Source organism: Phocaeicola sartorii JCM 17136 = DSM 21941 (assembly GCF_054653615.1).
In genome coordinates, this window is sequence record NZ_BAAIFW010000006.1 from 174,843 (window position 1) to 192,699 (window position 17,857).

Below are 17,857 nucleotides of genomic sequence, written 5' to 3' on the forward strand. Positions count from 1 at the left end.
GGAGGCCTGAACGTGAAAGGTATCGTCCTCCGAGTTATCTTCTCAAAGGGACTTAGGGAGTGAAGCGTGACTTAGGATGGTTATTTATAGAAGAATATGGAAACAAGCTCTTGCATGATATGGAAAAGTGTAACGGGTGCATATAAATAGTCAGAAAATCATTACTTTCGCATAATCATTGCATGGAAGCGGTACTTTTCATATTCATTTTTATGGTATTGTTCATTTTTAATGAACATGGCTTAGAAATGAACATCCAAAATTTAAGTCTTATTTTTACGGATTATCCGCAAAAATCGGATAAAAAAGTTGTCTGTAAGAAATTAAAACGCTATTTTTGCAGAAAAGTAGCAGAATTATGATATTAAACTTAGAATTTAAGAATTATCGTTCGTTCAAGGGCACATGCTCGTTTACAACCGAACCGACCTCTTCAAAAGCAAAGGTCGAAAATCTGTGTGAGGTTGAAACTAAAGCAGAGGGTAACAAAAAGGCATTGAAAATTTCCTTGATTTTTGGTGCCAACGCTTCAGGAAAGACCAACATTATAAAATTCCTGTACGGTTTCAGGCGTTGGGTATTGAATCTGGATAACCGTGTCGGTGAAGATATCGCTTTGTACCAGCCTTTCAAATTCGACAGTGCAACGGCAGACGCACCGATAGAATTTTCTATGGAGTTTATTGCACAAAGAGTAAGGTATAAGTATGCAGTCTGTTTTTCCAGACTGCAAATCGAATCTGAGTCATTGATATCCTATCCTAACGGCAAGCAGACGTTACTTTATGAACGCACATTGCGTCCGAAGGATAAGGAATCGGACACCATCAAGTTCGGTTCAAGTCTTTCCACGTCCAAACCGTTCAACGTATTCAAGAACCAGCTGTTGATTTCAAAGTTCTTGAAGGATACGCCCTGCGAGCCTATAACCAATGCCGCAAAGTATTTGGCGGATATGGTTATTTCCAACGGTTTCCATGAAGATACCGTACTTGGGGAAGACAAGGAAATACTCAGGTGGCTCTATTCCCGTCCTGACAACAAGAAGATGCTTGCTGAATTTCTGGCTTTCGCGGATACCGGACTGGCAGATTTTCAATTGGAAAAGCGAAGCGGCGATGTGGAAGTAACAAGCCAGCATGGGTTATACAAGGATGGCGAAAACATCGGAAAGACTGATTTGCCATTGAAGGAGGAATCCTTTGGAACAAGGGCGTTGTTCATCATCGGTTGCCATATATTGCAGGCGTTGCAGAGTGGCAGTCCGTTCTTTGTGGACGAGATGGACTCCGGTCTTCACTCTTACATTACACAGTTGATTGTTGATATATTCAGGAATGGACGGATAAACAAGAAGGATGCGCAGTTGGTTTTCACTACGCATGATGTAAACCTTCTTGACCAAAATACCATCCGTAAGGACCAGGTCTGGTTTACGGAGAAAGACAAGTTCGGCGTATCGGAAATGTTCACACTTTCGGACTTTGATGATGTGAGGGAAGATACCCTGTTTGCCAAATGGTATTTGAACAACAAATTTGGAGGAGTGCCTTCATTGCAATCATTGGAAAAACTCTTTGTGGAGGATGGCAAGAAATAACGAAAATACACGTCACAGCAACTATGTAATCAGGATAGTGTGCGAAGGGGACAAGACCGAGCCGCTATTCTTTACGAGCCTGTGCGACCTGTATTGTAAAGACAATGACGGCATGGATGTCCGCACCATTCCACAGCCTCACATTCCACAGGATGAAGAAACGGATAATTCCCCCAGAGGCAGTTACAAAGGGAAAAAGCGCAAAATCAAGACAGAAGGGAAAGACGCCGCTGAAGATGTGGTAATAACCGGAGCCCCACCGTTAAAGTGGGTCTTGTACGCACGGCAAATCTTGTCGGAAGGGGTTGACGAATCTTGGGCTGTCTATGACAAAGACAAGCATCCGAAGCATGAAGAAGCCTTGGCTGAAGCCGATAAGGTAATTGACGGGAAGAAAGTCAATATCGCATTTTCCAGCCGCAGCTTTGAATATTATCTGCTTCTCCATTTTGAGTACATTTACTATTGTTTCAATGAGACGGAATGCGGGGAAAAGATCCGGGGCAAGAAACACATATTTGAATGCGGCACTGGAAAAGAGCCCGAAAAAGACTGTGGCGGCAAGAACTGCATAAACGGTTACGCAAGAAAACAAGGATATTGGCAGGAAACCAAATCTTCAGAATCAACATTCCCTCTTGTCAAGGATAATCTGTTGAAAGGGATGGTCAATGCTTGCAGGTTAAGGGCTGAAAGTGACGCGAACACGGAAGAACCTGTTTACAACAGAAATCCATATACAAATGTGGATATCCTTATCGGCAGGCTGATTGGCAAGGAAACCGTCAGTTATGACAGCACATTTGAATATAAAGAACATGGCTGTGACTGGTCTGTCAGGTTCGGCAAAGATGGTTTGATTGTGACAAACAGCAAAGACGGGGTTGAACTTTTTAGAAAGGGAATGTTCGTCATATATGATTGGGAAGAAAAACTTGGACGTGAATTAAATGACAATGCGCTTTTGATTCAATCTGGTGAAATGAAACTGCTACCTTGCCAACTGGAACCTACCCAAGTCATTTCCATCAAAGTCACACCCGAGAAAGAGATATTGCTGTTACCTAAATTTGCCATATAGGAATTTAATAGTTGAATTTTGTGGTTTTTCTGCAAAAATTTAATTTTAATTTCGTTAATAAGAATTTTTGGTTTTCTGATTTTTGAAATCATGAAACAGCCATTAAAAATAAAGCGAGTCAAAAAAGTGCAGAGGTAATCATAAACTGATTACCTCTGCACTTTTTTGACTCAATACTGTGTATGGTACTATACAATTTAGGTGTGTATGCTCCACCCGTGAAACGGTCCTCCAATCATTACGGCAAAGGATCGGTCCGGCTTGCCATGATAGAGCAGCCCTCCGACAACACCTTTTGTCCCATCTTTCGCCACTTCCGCGAAACCGAATGAATATGGCGAGGAATCATAGTACAATTCTATTTCGCACCTGCCATTGGAATTGGCTTCCCATTGCTTGAGCCGCTCGATACATTTATTCAGCGTTTCGTCACCGATGCTCTCAGCATACTTGACGGTCTTTTCATAATGTCCCTGACATTCGATTCTCATATCCGATGTTTTTAAGTTGTTAGTAACAGTTCTTCGTATATCCCGAAACCAATGCATCCGGCTATGATGAAATCCTCTTTGCCCTTGTCCGCCAGTGATTTCAAATCTTCCAAGCTGTCGCAGTAGAAGAATATCTCATCGTCCTTTTCGTTGTCGGAATCCATAGCCAGCGCAATCCTCACTTCTTCCGTTTCCAGCGTGTCGCACCACCGGATAGTGCAGTCCGCATAATGAGGTTCACGTCCCTGCTCACAGTAGAATTTCAGGAAATGACTACCTATTTCCTTCTTGACTTCATCCGCCTTTTTCCAGGCACTATCATCCACGATTTCAAATCCGAGTCCTTCCACCAGCAGGCATGTTCCCTTGTCATATACCATCATGGTGCGCTTTCCCATGTGTTTTTCGCGTATTTCCGCCCAATTCGGCAAGTCCCAACGCTCCACGGTCCAGATCCCTCGGTAATCCTTCGGGATGGAATTGTATTCGCTTAATGTTAGCTTTCTCATAGCAGGTAGTTTTAGTTTGTTACAAAAGTCACCTTGTAAGTCTTGCACGATTTCCCGAATGCCGGACGTGGGTTGAACTCCGTGCATGATTCCCAATCCACACTCATCGTATAGCCGTTCGGGAAATTCTCGCCGATGAACCGGCTTATCATCTCCAAATCCTCATTCGGCAGAAACAATTCTTCCTCGATGCCGTACTCCAATGCGAAAATCGCCCATTCGGGAATGTTGTCCCAAACGAGCGTCTGTCTGTTTTCCTTGTTCATAATGTCGATGTTTATTGCTGTGATACCATAAGGTTGTTGATGATGCCTTCCAGTTCCGTTTCCCATTTGTCCGTACCGTCCATGACTGACGGGTATGTCAATTGCTGCCACTGTCTGTAATCAAACAATTTCATTCTCAGCGGATAGTAGTCGAACAGTTTCCGGTTGCCAAAGAATACTCTCAGGTGGTTGGTTCCCACTTCCATCAGTTTCAGGCCGTAATTGTCAAGAATCTCATGGAATCTTTTCATCGGTGTGAAGTTGCTCCTCTTTTTCATGTCCTTTAATTTTTTATTGTTTGAATTTCATTTTGTTTCAACAGCACATTTTGTACAGGTCATCATCGGTCAGTGTGCATAGTTCCTCATCCGTGCAATATCCGTCAATCTCCTCATTCGCTTCCATCGCCTCATAAATGCCGTTACGCATATCGTTCACCAACTCATCGTACAGGCTTTTTACTGACACCCTGAAAATGTCATTGCCGACCTGAATTTCCCTGATTGGATAAGCTACCCCTTTCCAATAGGTCTTGTCAATGGTGATTGCTTCTGTATTTCTTTCCATGCGATCCAGATATTCCTTGCGGATATTGACTACTCTTGTATTGCTCATAACTTGTTTTTTAGTTAAACAATTCCGACCGGCGAGCCGGTATTTTATTTCTTGCCTGCCTTACCGTTCCGTGCCGGATTGTGCAAGGCTTTTCGGGAAAATACCGCAAGCGGAGCGCGGAAGATTTTCCCGAAAACCCGTAGGGCTCGACCTTGCTCAATCCAAAAGGCACGGGACGACCTTTGCAGGCTAAAATAAAAAAGCGGCCTTTCAATGGCTATTCATTATCCTTGTCATTTTCTTCCTGTGGTATCAGGTGTTTCAAATCAGGGTCGTTCTTTATACGGGTTATCTCATCCTCGATTATCCGCACCACGTCCGCTTTTATCTGGGAATAGTTTCGGTCTATCTGCTGTTGCATGATATCGTTGCCATCCGCATCCTTGAACTCGTTGATGACGGGAATTTTCTTGTAGGCTTTGGTCTCAGCCGCCACCTTTTCGTTATCGACAATAATGCGGGCATGGAAAATCTTTTGGTCAATCTCTTCCCCGAAGTTGTCTGCCACGCTACCCACGAACGTGCCCTGTGAGAGGTTGGCGATTTTCGATGCCGGAATGAGGGAATCCATCTGCGTGTTTATGGATGTGGAGGTGTCCTGACGGTTGATGGAGATGGACTGTCGCTGCTGGAGTATCTTGCCGAAGCGTTCTGAAAGGTTCTTGGCCGTTTCTCCCACAACCTGCCCGCTGAAGATGTTACCTACCGTATTTTGGATCACCTTCGCCTCTTTTTCACCGTAGTCACGTGTCAGCTGAGAGAAGTCCTGGAATCCGAGACAGACCGCCACCTTGTTGCTTCGTGCGGTGGCAATGAGATTGTCGATACCGCGAAAGTAAATCGTGGGCAGCTCGTCTATGATGATGGAAGACTTCAGTTGTCCCTTCTTGTTCACTAATTTCACGATACGGCTGTTATACAATCCGAGGGCTGCGGAATAGATGTTCTGCCTGTCGGGATTGTTGCCGACACACAGGATTTTAGGGTGTTCGGGATTGTTCAAGTCGAGTGTGAAATCATCGCCGGTCATCACCCAGTAAAGCTGTGGGGAAATCATCCTTGAAAGCGGGATTTTCGCACTTGCTATCTGGCCTTGCAACTGGTCTTGTGCGCCCCCTTGCCAGGCGTCCATGAACGGGGAAAGGTAGTTTTCCAAAGACGGATACGAGGTAAGAATGGTAAAAATATCGGCATACGGCTTGTTCAGAAATTCTATCGCGTGAGGGAACGTGCAGTATTTTCCGTCCTGGTAGATGCGCAAATACCATATAATAGCCGCCAAAAGAATAATCGGGGATTCCACGAAGAAATCACCCTGTTTCTGTATCCATGTCTTGTTCAAATTTAAGAGTATCGTGTATGCCGATTCGTAGGCATCGCTGATATCCACCATGAATTTCGGGTTGATTGGGTTACAACGATGGCTACGCCTCGGGTCATCGAAATTTATCACATAGAACTCCGGCTTTACCTTGTATTTATCCAGGTTCTTCAGCAACTCGTTATAGGCTATGACGGAGAGGTCATCGAATTTATAATCATATAGATAAAGTGCGAAACCTTTGGAAATCTGCTGTTTGATATAATTATTCACCACGGCATAACTCTTTCCCGATCCGGGCGTTCCCAACACAATGGAAGCACGAAACGGATTGATTATATTGATCCAACCGTCCCATTCCCGACCTTGATAGACAAACTTTGTCGGCAGATTCACGGAATACTCGTTCTCCATGAGCCGTGTCTCCTGCATGAAACTCTCGTTGACGGTGTTAAACACGTCCTCCATGAGGTTGTGTTTCAGCATCCGGCTTATCCACACGCCCGACATCAGCAGCAGGATATACCCGGCAGTAAGCGTTGCCGTGTACAAGGCGGCATTGACCATCGGACTGAACGGCAGGTCGAGCATCCACCAGTTCATGAAAAACAGTACCAGTCCGGCAAGGAAAGAGGCATATATTTTCTGCCATGTCATCTTTTGATTCTTTACGCCTTTTGTTCCCAAACACGATAGGGCAAGGAATATGACGGCAAATACTTTTGTAATGAGCAGGTTGCTGAAAAGCCCCGCTGTCCTCTGGAAATTCAGGAGTATCCTGTCGACTACACCGATATTGATACCCATATCCACGAATGAACGGTAGCAGTACCAATAGACGTGGATGACAATAAATACGATGGATATGGCACGCATGAACTCCATGACCTTGGCCAGTCCCCTCAAATCATCTTCTTGTTGCATAATGATATAATTTTAATGGTTCGTTTATAAATTCTGTAATCAGGATATTCCGTGGGAGCGGCGTTTCTTTTTCTTCTTGCGTTGCAGCCTGCGGGCAAGAGCCTCTTCCTGCGGGTCGGGACCGTTGGCGTCAATGCCAAAGATTCCGAAAGCCTGTTCGATGGAGCTTTCCATTTCGGAGGAGAAAACGCCTTGCCGGTCAAGGTCAGGCATAGGCGCGTCCAAATCGGGAATATTGACCGGACTGTTGAACAGCCGCTCGAAGGCATTTGCCGAGAACTCCTTGCCGAGCCGGGAGCCGTTGTACACCTCCCGGTTCTTGTGGTCGATGAAAGTCGCTCCATAGATACGTCCCTCGTCATTTTCGCGGAATACCGCATCAATGCCTTTTCCAGCAAGCAGACGGACGAACTCGTCCCTGTCTCCACGGCATCCGTGCATGGCAAGTGCCACCTCGTTCCGTATCTTCGGTTGCCATTTCTTGTTCCGGTATTCACGGGCGTTGTACACGATACGCTTTTCCAATCCCTCGTAACCGTACCGTTTCCCAATAAGGGAAGATTTGACCGGCGTACATACCGGCTTGCCCATATCATCAGTCATGGTATAGACGATGCCGTTATAAGGCGTACCATCGAACTCACCCCTGACCTGTTTCGCCTCGATGTTGAAACAGGAGAGCAAGGCACTGTACTCGCCGAAAGACTGGAAACGATACGTGCCGAACACGCTCTTCACGATATTGGAAACCTGCCGTTTCACATCACCGCTTTGGTAGTCCGCCTTCTTCATGTACGGTTCCAGCAACTCCTTCCGCTTGTCCTCCACCTGCATCAACCCGAATTTCTTTTCCAGCTCCCGGCAGGCTTTCATCGAGCGGTTCCACTCGTAGGCGTCGTCTATCTTTTCCCCTTTCTCGTTCACGCAGGTGGAGACGATATGAATATGCCTCCGGTCTATATCCTCGTGTACATATACAATGTAGGGCTGGTCGCCGTACCCCATTTTCTGCATGTATTCCTTTGCCAGTTCCGCGAATTGAGCGTCCGAGAGGCGGTCATCCACAGAAGGGTTCAGGGAAATATGCAGGATGGGCTTTTCCGTGTTCTTGTTGGCGAGGAGGTAGTTCTCAAACGCCCAAAGGGTCTGCTGCATGACACGTTCCGGATTGCCTGCCACATCGGTAATCATACGGTTTCCCGCAATGATACGCGCGGTGGTGTCATTCACTTTCTGCTGGTTGTAGGTGATTGCTCCGTAGAGCGAGACACCTCTGTTGATTTTCGCCACCATGTCATTCCTCCTCCCTTTTCCTCTTTATCAGATAGGCATCCTCAAATTCACGGGTCAGTAGGATAATCCGCTTGCTCAGCAGCACCAGATCTATCGTCGCCTTTTCCAGATTGCGTAGCAGGGCGTAGGCACGTTTTTCCCCGAAGTTGTTCTTGACAGCCTTCACCGTCTGGTTGTAGTTGTTGCCGATGCTCTGGAACTGGTGATAGAAATTGGTCAGGCGCATGTAGTAGTCCATTGGCGCCTTGTCGATTTTTATCACCTTGATTTCTTTACCGAAAATTATTGTCTTGATAAACTTGGAGCGTTCCTTTAATCCTGATTTCTGGAATTGAATGTCAAAACGTCCGTTCTCTTCCGAGTTCAACCGCACTACATAACGATGCACGGCAGGGTCGGATTTTGGTTTTCTACCCACTCCTTTTTTTGATTTTTTCCTCTTGTTTTCTTCCATACGCATTGATATTTTCAGTTTCTAATCTTCTGTCCCGGATTCACGACTTTGGAGTGAATCCTTCCCGAGCCGCCAGGCGAGTGGCAAGTTGTTTTGAGTGCCCGAATTTATTTCGGGTGCCTCAAAACACAACTTGCTATGTTCGCTTGAACATGAATTTTCCTTCCGTCAAATTGTGTTTGACCCTCCGGCCTCATTCTTCGGCTTCGGGAAAGCCCCGCAGCGGTGTCCGTTCCGTTGTCGGTGCAAAGTTACGGCGGTATATACTGTTGTAAAATAGTGAGTTATATGCAACGTGATGACAAACGATGACACAGGTCGTCACCTCCCTTGAAACATAGTGCCGGTATGAAAAAATACCCTTTTATTTGCAGCGTGAACGACGGGATATGTGCAGTAAAGAGTGCCTGAACCACTTACTGACTGACTGTCTGAATGAGTGAATGGATGACTGGAATAATGCACGAATGGAGTACTGCACACAGGCAGTAAGGAATGTATGAGTGACAGACTTGTGACGTGCAGTAATGGCCGTCGGACTGAATGGAGTAAAGACCGTATTACGGCACATGTCCGGTCATTCATTCCTGACTGAAAGACTGAATCCAATTGATGTTTAATATAAAAAAGAAAAAGCAATGAAAAAAGACACAGTTTTAGTTGCCGTTTGCAACCAGAAAGGCGGAGTCGGCAAATCGACCATGACGATTATGCTCGCCGGGTATTATCATTACCTGAAAGGACTGAACGTGGCTGTCATCGACTGCGATTATCCGCAGTACAGCCTGGTACGTATGAAAGAAAGGGATATGCGCACCGTTGAGCATAGCGAGTATTTCAAGCAACTGATGGTTTCCCAATATGAGCGCATCAATAAGAAAGCCTACACGATTGTCGGCTCAAAAGCGGAGAACGCCCGTGATGCGGCTGAAAAACTGAAGAAAAATGGTGACTACGACTTGATTGTCGTGGATTTACCCGGAACCGTGAACTCTTCGGGCGTGATCAACACCATCGTGAATATGGACTATGTGATTACACCGATTATTCCCGACCGTATTGTAATGCAGAGCAGCCTCTCGTTCTCCACCACTGTTTGGGACTATGCCAAAGCGAATAAGGATACTCCATTGCAGAAATTCCTCTTTTTTTGGACCCGTAAGGATACCCGTGCTTCCACGGAGGTCTTTGATGCATACAATATCATCCTGCAAAAATTGGAGTTTACGGTATTAGATACCGTCATCCCGAAGACCAACCGCTACAACAAGGAACTGTCCTTGGCTACCCGGAACTATTTCCGTTGCACCCTGTTTCCGCCTCCCGCCAAACTGTTGAAGGGAAGCGGACTGGCAGAGCTGGCAGAAGAACTATTGACAAAATTAAAACTATAAATACCATGGCAAAGAAACAAGTAACCGTGAATGAAGAGATGATCAGAGGCATTATGGCCGGGGATATACCCAATTATGGGAAAGAAGACATATCCGTGGATGATGCAATGACCACTGATGAATCCGACAGGAATGAGTGCGGATCGGGAAATCCCGAACCTGTACCTGCCGAGAAAAGCACCGGCAGACAAAAGAGACGGAAAGACGGTACGGATTCGTACCGCAAGCAGTTCCTCATGGGAGGGAATGTTCTGCAAAGGCAGCAGGCTTATATAGGTATCAACAATTACCTGTTCATACAGAAGTTCCTGTCGGTTGTAGCCCCCAAGGTCAGTATGTCAAAATACATTGATGATGTACTTACCGCCCATATAGAACAATACCAGGAGGAAATAGACAGCCTCTATCACAATCAAATCAATAATGAACCTTTATACAAGAAATGATTATGGAACAGTCTTTTGACATTTTGACTACCGTTGTCAGCGGTACTGCGGTATTCCTTTTAGTAGTAACAGCCATTCATGCTTCTGCAAGGCTTTTACAAATGACTTTCGGCAAAAAATCCGGTTTGAACCGAAAGGATACAAAACCGGAAAATCATCCTGAAAAAAAGGAAGAGCCACCCGGCATTGATAAGCAGTGTGCCATTTACAAGGAAAAATACCTTACTTGTAAACCTTTGGCAAAGCGGGCACATGTCTGTATCGAGCAGGAGAATGTCAGCCTGATCAAGCAGTTGCTTCTGGTCATCGAACCCAAAGCGAGCATATCCGGCTATATCAATAATATAGTGAACGAGCATTTGGAAAAGTGCAAACCGGAGATTATAAAGTTGTACAAAGAAAAGAAAGCTGATTATGGAAACTAAAATTCATTTCACTGTCAAAGCCTTGTGCGCAGCCTTTATCTTTTACCAGTTGTGGATATTCATCTTCAGCCGGCAAATGTATGACGCATGGGAGAAGGTCTGCCGTATGATGCGTATAGCCCGTATCAAGTTATGGAAATGCCGTAAAGAGTATCGGATATACCGGGAAAAGAAGGCGGAAAAAGCCAGAAAAAAGGCAAGGCGTAAGAAAAAGGTGACGGAAACAAAAGTGGCGCAAGAGAGCCACGGAACAGTAGCGCGGTCATCTCCGGCGGACGATAACGATGTTATCGGCAAGACCAAGATTGTCTATTTGGAAGACCCGGAAGTGGCAAGAAAAACTCCTACACGTTCCGAACCATTGGTTAAGGAACCCATAGAGGAAGATGAAGAAATCAGACCGGAAGATGTGGCGCATGAGGACAGAGGGCTGGCCAAAGAGGAGATGGAAGCATTGATGGCTCCTGTTAATTCCGAACCTGACCCTGAATTCAATACGGCAATGACATTCGAGGAAATGAACAATGTAGTGGAAGTGCTGACTTCTGAAACCGGGGATGAACAGAAAGATTTCCGTGCGAGCATGACAATTTATCACAAGTTATCCGGTACGGAAATATTGAACCTTCTGGAAAATGAAATCGGCTGTCAGCAGAAAATAGAGTCTTTGCTCAACGAATATCTGGATGAAACGGGCAGACCGTTGGCAAAACGAAAGGCCGCATCCAAGAAGGTGGAGGCTTTCAACATAGATAAATTCGTTTAATTGTTTCTTTTTGCTGTCATAGTTTTTGAAGGCACGTCGATGTGATATCGGTGTGCCCTTTTTTAATATATGAAAATATCATCGGATAAAATTCAAATAGTCATATCATTATCATAATGGCAAGATTCGTACCTTTGCAAAAAAACGAATGATTATGGCAGTGACAAAAGCGATATTGGAGAAATGGATGGTGGCACAGAAACGCCACCGCCTTTCCGACAAGCAGGTGCAGATGGCCCGTGAGCTGGGATTGAACCCTGACAAGCTCGGAAAGATAGACAACCACAAGCAGGAACCGTGGAAAGCCCCGCTTCCGCAGTTTATAGAGCACATCTATTTCAAGCGGTTCAAGCGTGAGGAACCGGAAACGGTCAAGCCGCTGAAACAGATTCTGAAAGAAATGGAGACCAAGAAGAAACTGCAAAAAGAGAAAAAGGAGGAACGGAGGAAACAGCGTGCCCTCTCTTCCGATTCCGCAGCAGAGTAAACAGCGTTCACATGACATGAAGCGAAGTCTGAAAGCCGTCCGGTTTCCAGGCTTCGCTTTTTTTTGTGATTCGGACAAATTGTCGCTTTTTCATTCCTCATGAAGAGTGCCCGTTTTTTATCTTCTGTTTTTTTCCTTCCATCGCTACCCAAAATCCTCTTTTTCATCGTGTGGAAAATCCCTGCCGGTGTAACGTGACGACATACGATGACACGCATCGTAAGGTTTGTAAATCAATGAATTAAACACTATATATTCGCTGTCGAAATGATTTTTTGTCTCACCAATTAAAATTTTCGACACATGAAAAAAAGATTCTTTTCGGCAGCTTTCATGCTGCTTGCGACAGTCGGGGCTTTCGCCCAGGGTAACGGTATCGGCGGTATTACAGAAGCCACCAACATGGTCACCTCGTATTTTGACCCCGGCACCAAGTTGATTTACGCCATCGGAGCCGTCGTCGGTCTGATCGGGGGCGTGAAGGTCTATTCCAAGTTCTCGTCGGGCGACCCTGACACCTCGAAGACTGCCGCCAGCTGGTTCGGAGCATGTATCTTCCTTATCGTGGCTGCAACCATCTTACGCTCATTCTTCCTGTAACATGGCGAAGTATCCGGTCAACAAGGGGATAGGCCGCAGCCCGGAGTTCAAGGGGCTCAAGAGCCAGTACCTGTTCGTCTTCGCGGGCGGGCTGCTCGCCCTGTTCGTGGTGTTCGTCATCATGTACATGGCAGGTATCGACCAGTGGGTCTGCATCGGTTTCGGTGTCGTTTCCGCTTCGGTGCTTGTCTGGGCGACATTCCGAATGAACGCGAAGTACGGCGAATGGGGGCTTATGAAACTCCACGCGCTGCGTAGCCATCCCCGCTACATCATCAACCGGAGGAAGTTCCTTCGGTTGATTTCTCCAACCTCAAAAAAAGGAAAAGTATGAGAAACGTAATGAAAACAGCGACGCTGGAAAGCAAATTTCCGTTGCTCTCGGTAGAGCACGGGTGTATCGTCAGCAAGGATGCGGACATTACCGTGGCCTATAAGGTGGAACTGCCCGAACTTTTCACGCTCACAAAGGCGGAATACGAGTCTGTCCATTCGACATGGGCGAAAGCGGTCAAGGTGCTGCCGAACTACAGCATCGTGCACAAGCAGGACTTCTTCATCGAGGAAAGCTACCGTCCCGACATTTGCAAGGACAACCTGAGTTTTCTCAGCCGCAGCTTCGAGCGGCATTTCAACGAACGCCCGTATTTGCAACACACCTGCTACCTGTTCCTGACCAAGACGACCAAGGAGTGTAGTCGCACTACCAGCAGCTTCAACGCCCTCACACGGAATTTCATCATCCCGAAGGAAATGACGGACAGGGAGACCGTCACCCGTTTCATGGAGAGTTGTGAGCAGTTCGAGCGTATCGTCAACGACAGCGGCCTCCTCCGCATGACACGCCTGACGGATGAGGAAATCACGGGAACGGACACCTCTGCGGGAATCATCGAGAAATACTTCTCGCTCTCGCAGGAGGACACCGCCTGCTTGCAGGACCTGTCACTCGGTGCCGGGGAGATGAAGATAGGCGACAACTACCTCTGCCTGCACACCCTTTCCGACCCGGAGGACCTGCCCTCAAACGTGGCTACCGATTGCCGCTACGAACGGTTGTCCACCGACCGGAGCGACTGCCGCCTCTCCTTCGCTGCGCCGATAGGCATCCTGCTCACATGCAACCATGTCGTGAACCAGTACCTCTTCATCGACGATTCGGCGGAGAGCCTGCGCAAGTTCGAGCAGACCGCGAGGAACATGCACTCGCTTTCCCGTTACAGCCGTTCCAACCAGATCAACCGCGAATGGATTGAGGAATACCTGAACGAGGCGCACAGTAAGGGGCTGACTTCTATCCGGACACATTGTAATGTCATGGCATGGAGCGATGACCGGGAGAAACTCAAGCGCATCAAGAACGATGTCGGCAGCCAGCTGGCACTCATGGAGGCGAAGCCGCGCCACAACACGGTGGATGTGCCGACGCTGTTCTGGGCGGCGATACCCGGCAATGCCGGTGATTTCCCGTTCGAGGAGAGCTTCCACACCTTCATTGAGCAGGCGTTATGCCTGTTCATCGGGGAGACCTCCTACAAGGACTCGCTCTCGCCCTTCGGCATCCGCATGGTGGACCGGCTGACGGGAAAACCCGTCCATCTGGATATTTCCGACCTGCCGATGAAGAACGGCACGATTACCAACCGTAATAATACCCTATATTTTTACCATTTTTATATTGTTTGAGTTTGTATATAAATAACTGATATTTAGAGATTATTAGGAAAATGATTTGGCTTTTGATTTGCTGTTTTTTCCGATAATCTCTATTTTTGTATGCAAATCGTATGTACAAAATAGACGTATAACAATAAACAAGGCAGCCTATGTTCAAGTATTCAAAAGATGGAATATCCGTACTATCGGTACTGGATGCACGTAGGGCGAAGAAAAGCGGTCTGTTCCCTGTCAAGATACAAGTGATACACAACCGCAAGCAGAAATATTATTCCACCGGAAAGGAATTGTCCAAAGAGGACTGGGAAATCCTTGCCGAAAGCAAGAGCCGCAGACTGATTGAGATACGGGCAAGCGTGGAAAACAGTTTCTCCATCATAAAAAGCCAAGTGGAAGCCCTTGCGGAACGTGGGGACTTCTGTTTCGATGCGCTCAGCATGAGGTTGGGCAGGTGTACGGGTACAACCCTTAACACAGCCATACAGGGGAAAATAGACGCATTCAAACTCAACGGGCAGGTAAATTCCTATTATAACTACCGCAGCACGTTGAAAAGCATAGAACGGTTCGCAGGCGGCAGCGTGCCGTTCTCTGCGGTTTCTGCGGACTGGCTGTCACGCCTTGACAAGTTCCTGCGGAACGAGGGCAAGACCGTCACCACCATAAATTTCTATATGAAAGCCCTTAAATGCGTGGTGAATGACGCAAGACGCAACGGGATTTTAAAAGAAGCCCAATACCCGTTCGGCAGGGGGAAGTACGAGATTCCGAGCGGCAACAGCCGAAAGTTAGCCTTGACGATGGAACAGATAAAAAAAGTCGTGACATACAAGGGCAGCAAGACCGTTGAGAAGTACCGGGATTTTTGGTTTTTCTCCTACCTGTGCAACGGTATCAATTTCAGGGATATGCTTTTCTTGCGGTATGGGAACATCGTGGACGGTGAAATCTGCTTTGTACGCTCCAAGACATCGCACACGTCCAACCATATACGGGAAATAAGGGCGGTACTCACTCCCGAAATGCGGGATATTATAAAACGGTGGGGAAACCCTGACGATGGGAAACCCGATACTTTCCTGTTCAAGTACGCCAGAGAAACGGAGGACGAATTTGTCATTTCCAATATTGTCAGACGGGTAACGCACCGTTGCAACATCGCTTTGGCTAAAATAGCCCAAGCTGTCGGTGTCCCCCGTTTCACGACCTATTCCGCCCGGCATTCCTATGCGACTGTCTTAAAACGCAGCGGAACGAACATCGCTTACATATCCGAGAGTTTGGGGCATTCAAGCCTTGCCATCACGGAGAACTACCTCGCCAGTTTCGAGCAGGAGGAGCGGATAAGGAATGCGCAGTTATTAACCAAATTCGATTGAGCCATGCCGAACAAGAAAACCAAGACGGTGAAGATTAGACACCTTGAATGTTTCAGTGCCATTTACGAGGAACTGGCGCAGAATCCCGAATACGCAGGCTACGAAATAGAAGAAGCCGTACTGCAAGTGAAATCATATATTCCCCCTACTGTTAAAGACGTGGACAAGGCGATAGAGAAAATAAGGTTCAGCCATGCCACCCGTAAATACAAGTACCCCGTATTCGAGGGCAGGGAACTGATAGACCAAAAGACATTGGCGAAAATGGCGGGCGTGAGCAGGCAGACCGTAGCCCGGTGGGAGGAACTCGGTTTCATATCCCGTTCGGACATAGGGCTGTCGGGAAACAAATATTTCGTAATAAAAGAAGTCGTTTCCCAACTTGAAAGGTTAAAGGATGTGAAATAGCGGCATTCGCATAATCACTTAACATACATAGGACAAACGGTGTGTTGGAAGGACAAAATCACCAATACATCGTTTGTCCCTTTTTTTATCCCGCTCCAATCTTGCCGGATGTCCTGCATTGTCCCAAGTTGTCCGGTCTGTGTCAAGTGATTAGTAATTGAATAATCGGTTTCTTTTATTCTTCCTTTGCGGCATCAACCGGTTGCAACGGCTATGACGGTAGCCAAGTAATAACTAAAAAAGGAAGAAAATATGACGAACATTATTCTGACAACGCCCGAAGAACTCCGGGCTATCGTGAGCGAAACCGTTTCCCAGTCATTGGCAGGATTCACCCAGCCGAGGAACGAACCCGACAACCTCACGCCCGATGTGGCGGTAGAGGTGCTGGAACGACACGGTTTTCTGATTTCAAAGGCACGGCTCTACAAGCTGACCGCAAAAAAGGAAGTGCCGTTCCGCAAATACGGGAACAAATTGCTTTTCTCACGGAAAGAGCTTCTCACGTGGGCGGAAAACCTTACAAAAAGGGTGAACGACAAGGACGAGGCGGCACTCGCCATCGCCAAGAGCGCAAACCGGAAAATCCGTAACTATGGAAAATAAGAGGAAAGAAGAAGCCGGGCAGGGTGTTACCATGCAGAAAGAGGATTTCGCAGCCCTTTGGAAAACCATTCATTTAAAGGTGACGGACACTTACGAAGTGCCGCCCGAAATACTCTGGGTGAACGGCTCTACCATTGGCACGCTGGGTAATTTCAGCGCATCCACAGGCAAAGCCAAGAGCAAAAAGACATTCAATATTTCCGCCATTGTTGCGGCAGCGTTGAAGAATGACGAGGTACTGAAGTATTCGGCATACCTGCCACCGAACAAACGGAAAATCCTCTATGTAGATACCGAGCAGAGCAAATACCATTGCCATAAGGTCATGGAGCGTATTTTGCGACTTGCCGGACTGCCTACCGACAAGGACAGGGACGATTTTGTTTTCATCGTGCTAAGAGAGCAGACCCCCGACAAGCGGAAACAGATTATCGGCTATATGCTTGAAAATATGCCCGATGTGGGGTTGCTCATCATTGACGGAATCCGTGACTTGATGTACGACATCAACAGCCCCAGCGAATCAACCGACCTAATCAACCTTTTGATGCGCTGGTCAAGTGGGTATAACCTGCATATCCACACCGTGCTGCATTTGAACAAGGGGGATGACAACACAAGGGGGCATATCGGTACGGAACTGAACAACAAGGCTGAAACCGTCCTGCAAATCACGAAAAGCCAGCAGGACGGCAACATAAGCGAGGTAAAGGCGATGCACATACGTGACCGGGAATTTGACCCGTTCGCATTCCGTATCAATGACAACGCTTTACCCGAAATCGTGGATGATTATGTATTCCAACAACCTAAGCAGGACAGGAACTTTTCGCTTACGGAACTGACTGAACAGCAACACCGGGAAGCGTTGGAGAACGGTTTCGGCAAGCAGGTGGTACAAGGCTATTCCAATGTCATAGCGGCATTGAAACAGGGTTATGCGAGTATCGGTTACGAGCGTGGACGCAATGTTCTTGTGTCGCTTAACAAGTTTCTTGTGAACAAGCGCATGATTGTGAAAGAGGGCAAGGGCTACCGCTATAATCCCGATTTCCATTATTAAAAGTCAGTTTGGTTTAGTCCGGGTGTATATACAAGAGGAACGGACTTACTAT

Annotated in this window: 21 protein-coding genes and 1 pseudogene; 14 read left to right on the top strand and 8 right to left on the bottom strand. The window is 46.8% G+C overall.

Features of this window, described 5'->3' with window-relative positions; all coding sequences use genetic code 11:
* Positions 1-358 precede the first annotated feature (358 nt).
* Together ACYQ0C_RS17745 and ACYQ0C_RS17750 are read left to right on the top strand one after the other, a co-directional pair.
* On the top strand, positions 359-1,600 hold the full coding sequence (locus ACYQ0C_RS17745; RefSeq protein WP_055299994.1) for an AAA family ATPase: 1,242 nt from the start codon (positions 359-361) through the stop codon (positions 1,598-1,600).
* Positions 1,587-2,681 carry an RloB family protein gene (locus ACYQ0C_RS17750; protein WP_025076693.1) on the top strand — a complete coding sequence of 365 codons (1,095 nt, stop codon included), beginning with the start codon at positions 1,587-1,589 and terminating at the stop codon, positions 2,679-2,681. Before ACYQ0C_RS17745 ends, ACYQ0C_RS17750 begins: the two co-directional genes overlap by 14 nt.
* Before the next feature lie 197 nt (positions 2,682-2,878).
* On the opposite strand, the gene ACYQ0C_RS17755 is transcribed toward ACYQ0C_RS17750, so the two are convergent.
* The 8 genes from ACYQ0C_RS17755 to mobA all read right to left on the bottom strand — a co-directional run bounded on the left by ACYQ0C_RS17755 (position 2,879) and on the right by mobA (position 8,560).
* A complete protein-coding gene (locus tag ACYQ0C_RS17755) occupies positions 2,879-3,172 on the bottom strand; it encodes a DUF4120 family protein (protein ID WP_025076694.1) in 294 nt (97 codons plus the stop codon).
* Positions 3,173-3,183: 11 nt separating this feature from the next.
* Entirely contained in the window at positions 3,184-3,681 is a 498-nt protein-coding gene (locus tag ACYQ0C_RS17760) for a hypothetical protein (RefSeq protein ID WP_055299996.1), read from the bottom strand.
* A gap of 11 nt (positions 3,682-3,692) precedes the next feature.
* Entirely contained in the window at positions 3,693-3,947 is a 255-nt protein-coding gene (locus tag ACYQ0C_RS17765) for a DUF6926 domain-containing protein (protein ID WP_025076695.1), read from the bottom strand.
* An 11-nt stretch (positions 3,948-3,958) separates the two neighbouring features.
* Complete coding sequence (locus ACYQ0C_RS17770) at positions 3,959-4,225, bottom strand: hypothetical protein (protein WP_025076696.1); 267 nt, start codon at positions 4,223-4,225, stop codon at positions 3,959-3,961.
* Positions 4,226-4,262: 37 nt separating this feature from the next.
* Positions 4,263-4,562 (bottom strand): hypothetical protein, encoded by a 300-nt coding sequence (locus ACYQ0C_RS17775; RefSeq protein ID WP_025076697.1) that lies wholly within the window; start codon positions 4,560-4,562, stop codon positions 4,263-4,265.
* Between the two features lie 217 nt (positions 4,563-4,779).
* Positions 4,780-6,807 carry a conjugal transfer protein MobC gene (mobC, locus tag ACYQ0C_RS17780; RefSeq protein WP_025076699.1) on the bottom strand — a complete coding sequence of 676 codons (2,028 nt, stop codon included), beginning with the start codon at positions 6,805-6,807 and terminating at the stop codon, positions 4,780-4,782.
* Positions 6,808-6,846: 39 nt separating this feature from the next.
* Positions 6,847-8,100 (bottom strand): conjugal transfer protein MobB, encoded by a 1,254-nt coding sequence (mobB, locus tag ACYQ0C_RS17785; RefSeq protein WP_055299998.1) that lies wholly within the window; start codon positions 8,098-8,100, stop codon positions 6,847-6,849.
* 1 nt (position 8,101) lies between these two features.
* Entirely contained in the window at positions 8,102-8,560 is a 459-nt protein-coding gene (mobA, locus tag ACYQ0C_RS17790; protein ID WP_055300000.1) for a conjugal transfer protein MobA, read from the bottom strand.
* Positions 8,561-9,192: 632 nt separating this feature from the next.
* Between mobA and ACYQ0C_RS17795 the strand changes: the two genes are divergently transcribed.
* From ACYQ0C_RS17795 to ACYQ0C_RS17850, 12 genes and pseudogenes are all read left to right on the top strand, one after another.
* Complete coding sequence (locus ACYQ0C_RS17795; protein ID WP_025076701.1) at positions 9,193-9,948, top strand: ParA family protein; 756 nt, start codon at positions 9,193-9,195, stop codon at positions 9,946-9,948.
* 5 nt (positions 9,949-9,953) lie between these two features.
* Positions 9,954-10,394, top strand: a complete 441-nt coding sequence (locus ACYQ0C_RS17800; RefSeq protein ID WP_025076702.1) for a DUF3408 domain-containing protein — start codon at positions 9,954-9,956, stop codon at positions 10,392-10,394.
* Positions 10,395-10,396: 2 nt separating this feature from the next.
* Positions 10,397-10,819: a DUF3408 domain-containing protein gene (locus ACYQ0C_RS17805; RefSeq protein WP_025076703.1), complete on the top strand. Its 423-nt coding sequence runs from the start codon at positions 10,397-10,399 to the stop codon at positions 10,817-10,819.
* Entirely contained in the window at positions 10,809-11,585 is a 777-nt protein-coding gene (locus ACYQ0C_RS17810; protein ID WP_025076704.1) for a DUF4122 family protein, read from the top strand. Before ACYQ0C_RS17805 ends, ACYQ0C_RS17810 begins: the two co-directional genes overlap by 11 nt.
* A 154-nt stretch (positions 11,586-11,739) precedes the next feature.
* On the top strand, positions 11,740-12,072 hold the full coding sequence (locus ACYQ0C_RS17815) for a hypothetical protein (RefSeq protein WP_025076705.1): 333 nt from the start codon (positions 11,740-11,742) through the stop codon (positions 12,070-12,072).
* Between the two features lie 303 nt (positions 12,073-12,375).
* A complete protein-coding gene (locus tag ACYQ0C_RS17820; protein WP_008766654.1) occupies positions 12,376-12,672 on the top strand; it encodes a DUF4134 domain-containing protein in 297 nt (98 codons plus the stop codon).
* 1 nt (position 12,673) lies between these two features.
* Positions 12,674-13,006 carry a DUF4133 domain-containing protein gene (locus ACYQ0C_RS17825; RefSeq protein ID WP_025076706.1) on the top strand — a complete coding sequence of 111 codons (333 nt, stop codon included), beginning with the start codon at positions 12,674-12,676 and terminating at the stop codon, positions 13,004-13,006.
* Positions 13,003-14,322, top strand: a pseudogene (locus ACYQ0C_RS17830) (TraG family conjugative transposon ATPase); the annotation flags it as partial. The gene ACYQ0C_RS17825 and the pseudogene ACYQ0C_RS17830, both read left to right, overlap by 4 nt.
* Before the next feature lie 176 nt (positions 14,323-14,498).
* A complete protein-coding gene (locus ACYQ0C_RS17835) occupies positions 14,499-15,728 on the top strand; it encodes a site-specific integrase (protein WP_007656426.1) in 1,230 nt (409 codons plus the stop codon).
* 3 nt (positions 15,729-15,731) lie between these two features.
* Positions 15,732-16,136: a MerR family transcriptional regulator gene (locus ACYQ0C_RS17840; RefSeq protein ID WP_007656427.1), complete on the top strand. Its 405-nt coding sequence runs from the start codon at positions 15,732-15,734 to the stop codon at positions 16,134-16,136.
* A 252-nt stretch (positions 16,137-16,388) separates the two neighbouring features.
* Positions 16,389-16,742: a helix-turn-helix domain-containing protein gene (locus ACYQ0C_RS17845; RefSeq protein ID WP_025077263.1), complete on the top strand. Its 354-nt coding sequence runs from the start codon at positions 16,389-16,391 to the stop codon at positions 16,740-16,742.
* Entirely contained in the window at positions 16,732-17,805 is a 1,074-nt protein-coding gene (locus ACYQ0C_RS17850) for an AAA family ATPase (protein WP_007656440.1), read from the top strand. The genes ACYQ0C_RS17845 and ACYQ0C_RS17850 overlap by 11 nt, the downstream gene beginning before the upstream one ends.
* Positions 17,806-17,857 lie beyond the last annotated feature (52 nt).

Coding starts and splice junctions, on each gene's coding strand:
- ACYQ0C_RS17745 (WP_055299994.1), top strand. CDS start 359: ATGATATTAAACTTAGAATTTAAGAATTATCGTTCGTTCAAGGGCACA.
- ACYQ0C_RS17750 (WP_025076693.1), top strand. CDS start 1,587: ATGGCAAGAAATAACGAAAATACACGTCACAGCAACTATGTAATCAGG.
- ACYQ0C_RS17755 (WP_025076694.1), bottom strand. CDS start 3,172: ATGAGAATCGAATGTCAGGGACATTATGAAAAGACCGTCAAGTATGCT.
- ACYQ0C_RS17760 (WP_055299996.1), bottom strand. CDS start 3,681: ATGAGAAAGCTAACATTAAGCGAATACAATTCCATCCCGAAGGATTAC.
- ACYQ0C_RS17765 (WP_025076695.1), bottom strand. CDS start 3,947: ATGAACAAGGAAAACAGACAGACGCTCGTTTGGGACAACATTCCCGAA.
- ACYQ0C_RS17770 (WP_025076696.1), bottom strand. CDS start 4,225: ATGAAAAAGAGGAGCAACTTCACACCGATGAAAAGATTCCATGAGATT.
- ACYQ0C_RS17775 (WP_025076697.1), bottom strand. CDS start 4,562: ATGAGCAATACAAGAGTAGTCAATATCCGCAAGGAATATCTGGATCGC.
- mobC (WP_025076699.1), bottom strand. CDS start 6,807: ATGCAACAAGAAGATGATTTGAGGGGACTGGCCAAGGTCATGGAGTTC.
- mobB (WP_055299998.1), bottom strand. CDS start 8,100: ATGGTGGCGAAAATCAACAGAGGTGTCTCGCTCTACGGAGCAATCACC.
- mobA (WP_055300000.1), bottom strand. CDS start 8,560: ATGCGTATGGAAGAAAACAAGAGGAAAAAATCAAAAAAAGGAGTGGGT.
- ACYQ0C_RS17795 (WP_025076701.1), top strand. CDS start 9,193: ATGAAAAAAGACACAGTTTTAGTTGCCGTTTGCAACCAGAAAGGCGGA.
- ACYQ0C_RS17800 (WP_025076702.1), top strand. CDS start 9,954: ATGGCAAAGAAACAAGTAACCGTGAATGAAGAGATGATCAGAGGCATT.
- ACYQ0C_RS17805 (WP_025076703.1), top strand. CDS start 10,397: ATGGAACAGTCTTTTGACATTTTGACTACCGTTGTCAGCGGTACTGCG.
- ACYQ0C_RS17810 (WP_025076704.1), top strand. CDS start 10,809: ATGGAAACTAAAATTCATTTCACTGTCAAAGCCTTGTGCGCAGCCTTT.
- ACYQ0C_RS17815 (WP_025076705.1), top strand. CDS start 11,740: ATGGCAGTGACAAAAGCGATATTGGAGAAATGGATGGTGGCACAGAAA.
- ACYQ0C_RS17820 (WP_008766654.1), top strand. CDS start 12,376: ATGAAAAAAAGATTCTTTTCGGCAGCTTTCATGCTGCTTGCGACAGTC.
- ACYQ0C_RS17825 (WP_025076706.1), top strand. CDS start 12,674: ATGGCGAAGTATCCGGTCAACAAGGGGATAGGCCGCAGCCCGGAGTTC.
- ACYQ0C_RS17835 (WP_007656426.1), top strand. CDS start 14,499: ATGTTCAAGTATTCAAAAGATGGAATATCCGTACTATCGGTACTGGAT.
- ACYQ0C_RS17840 (WP_007656427.1), top strand. CDS start 15,732: ATGCCGAACAAGAAAACCAAGACGGTGAAGATTAGACACCTTGAATGT.
- ACYQ0C_RS17845 (WP_025077263.1), top strand. CDS start 16,389: ATGACGAACATTATTCTGACAACGCCCGAAGAACTCCGGGCTATCGTG.
- ACYQ0C_RS17850 (WP_007656440.1), top strand. CDS start 16,732: ATGGAAAATAAGAGGAAAGAAGAAGCCGGGCAGGGTGTTACCATGCAG.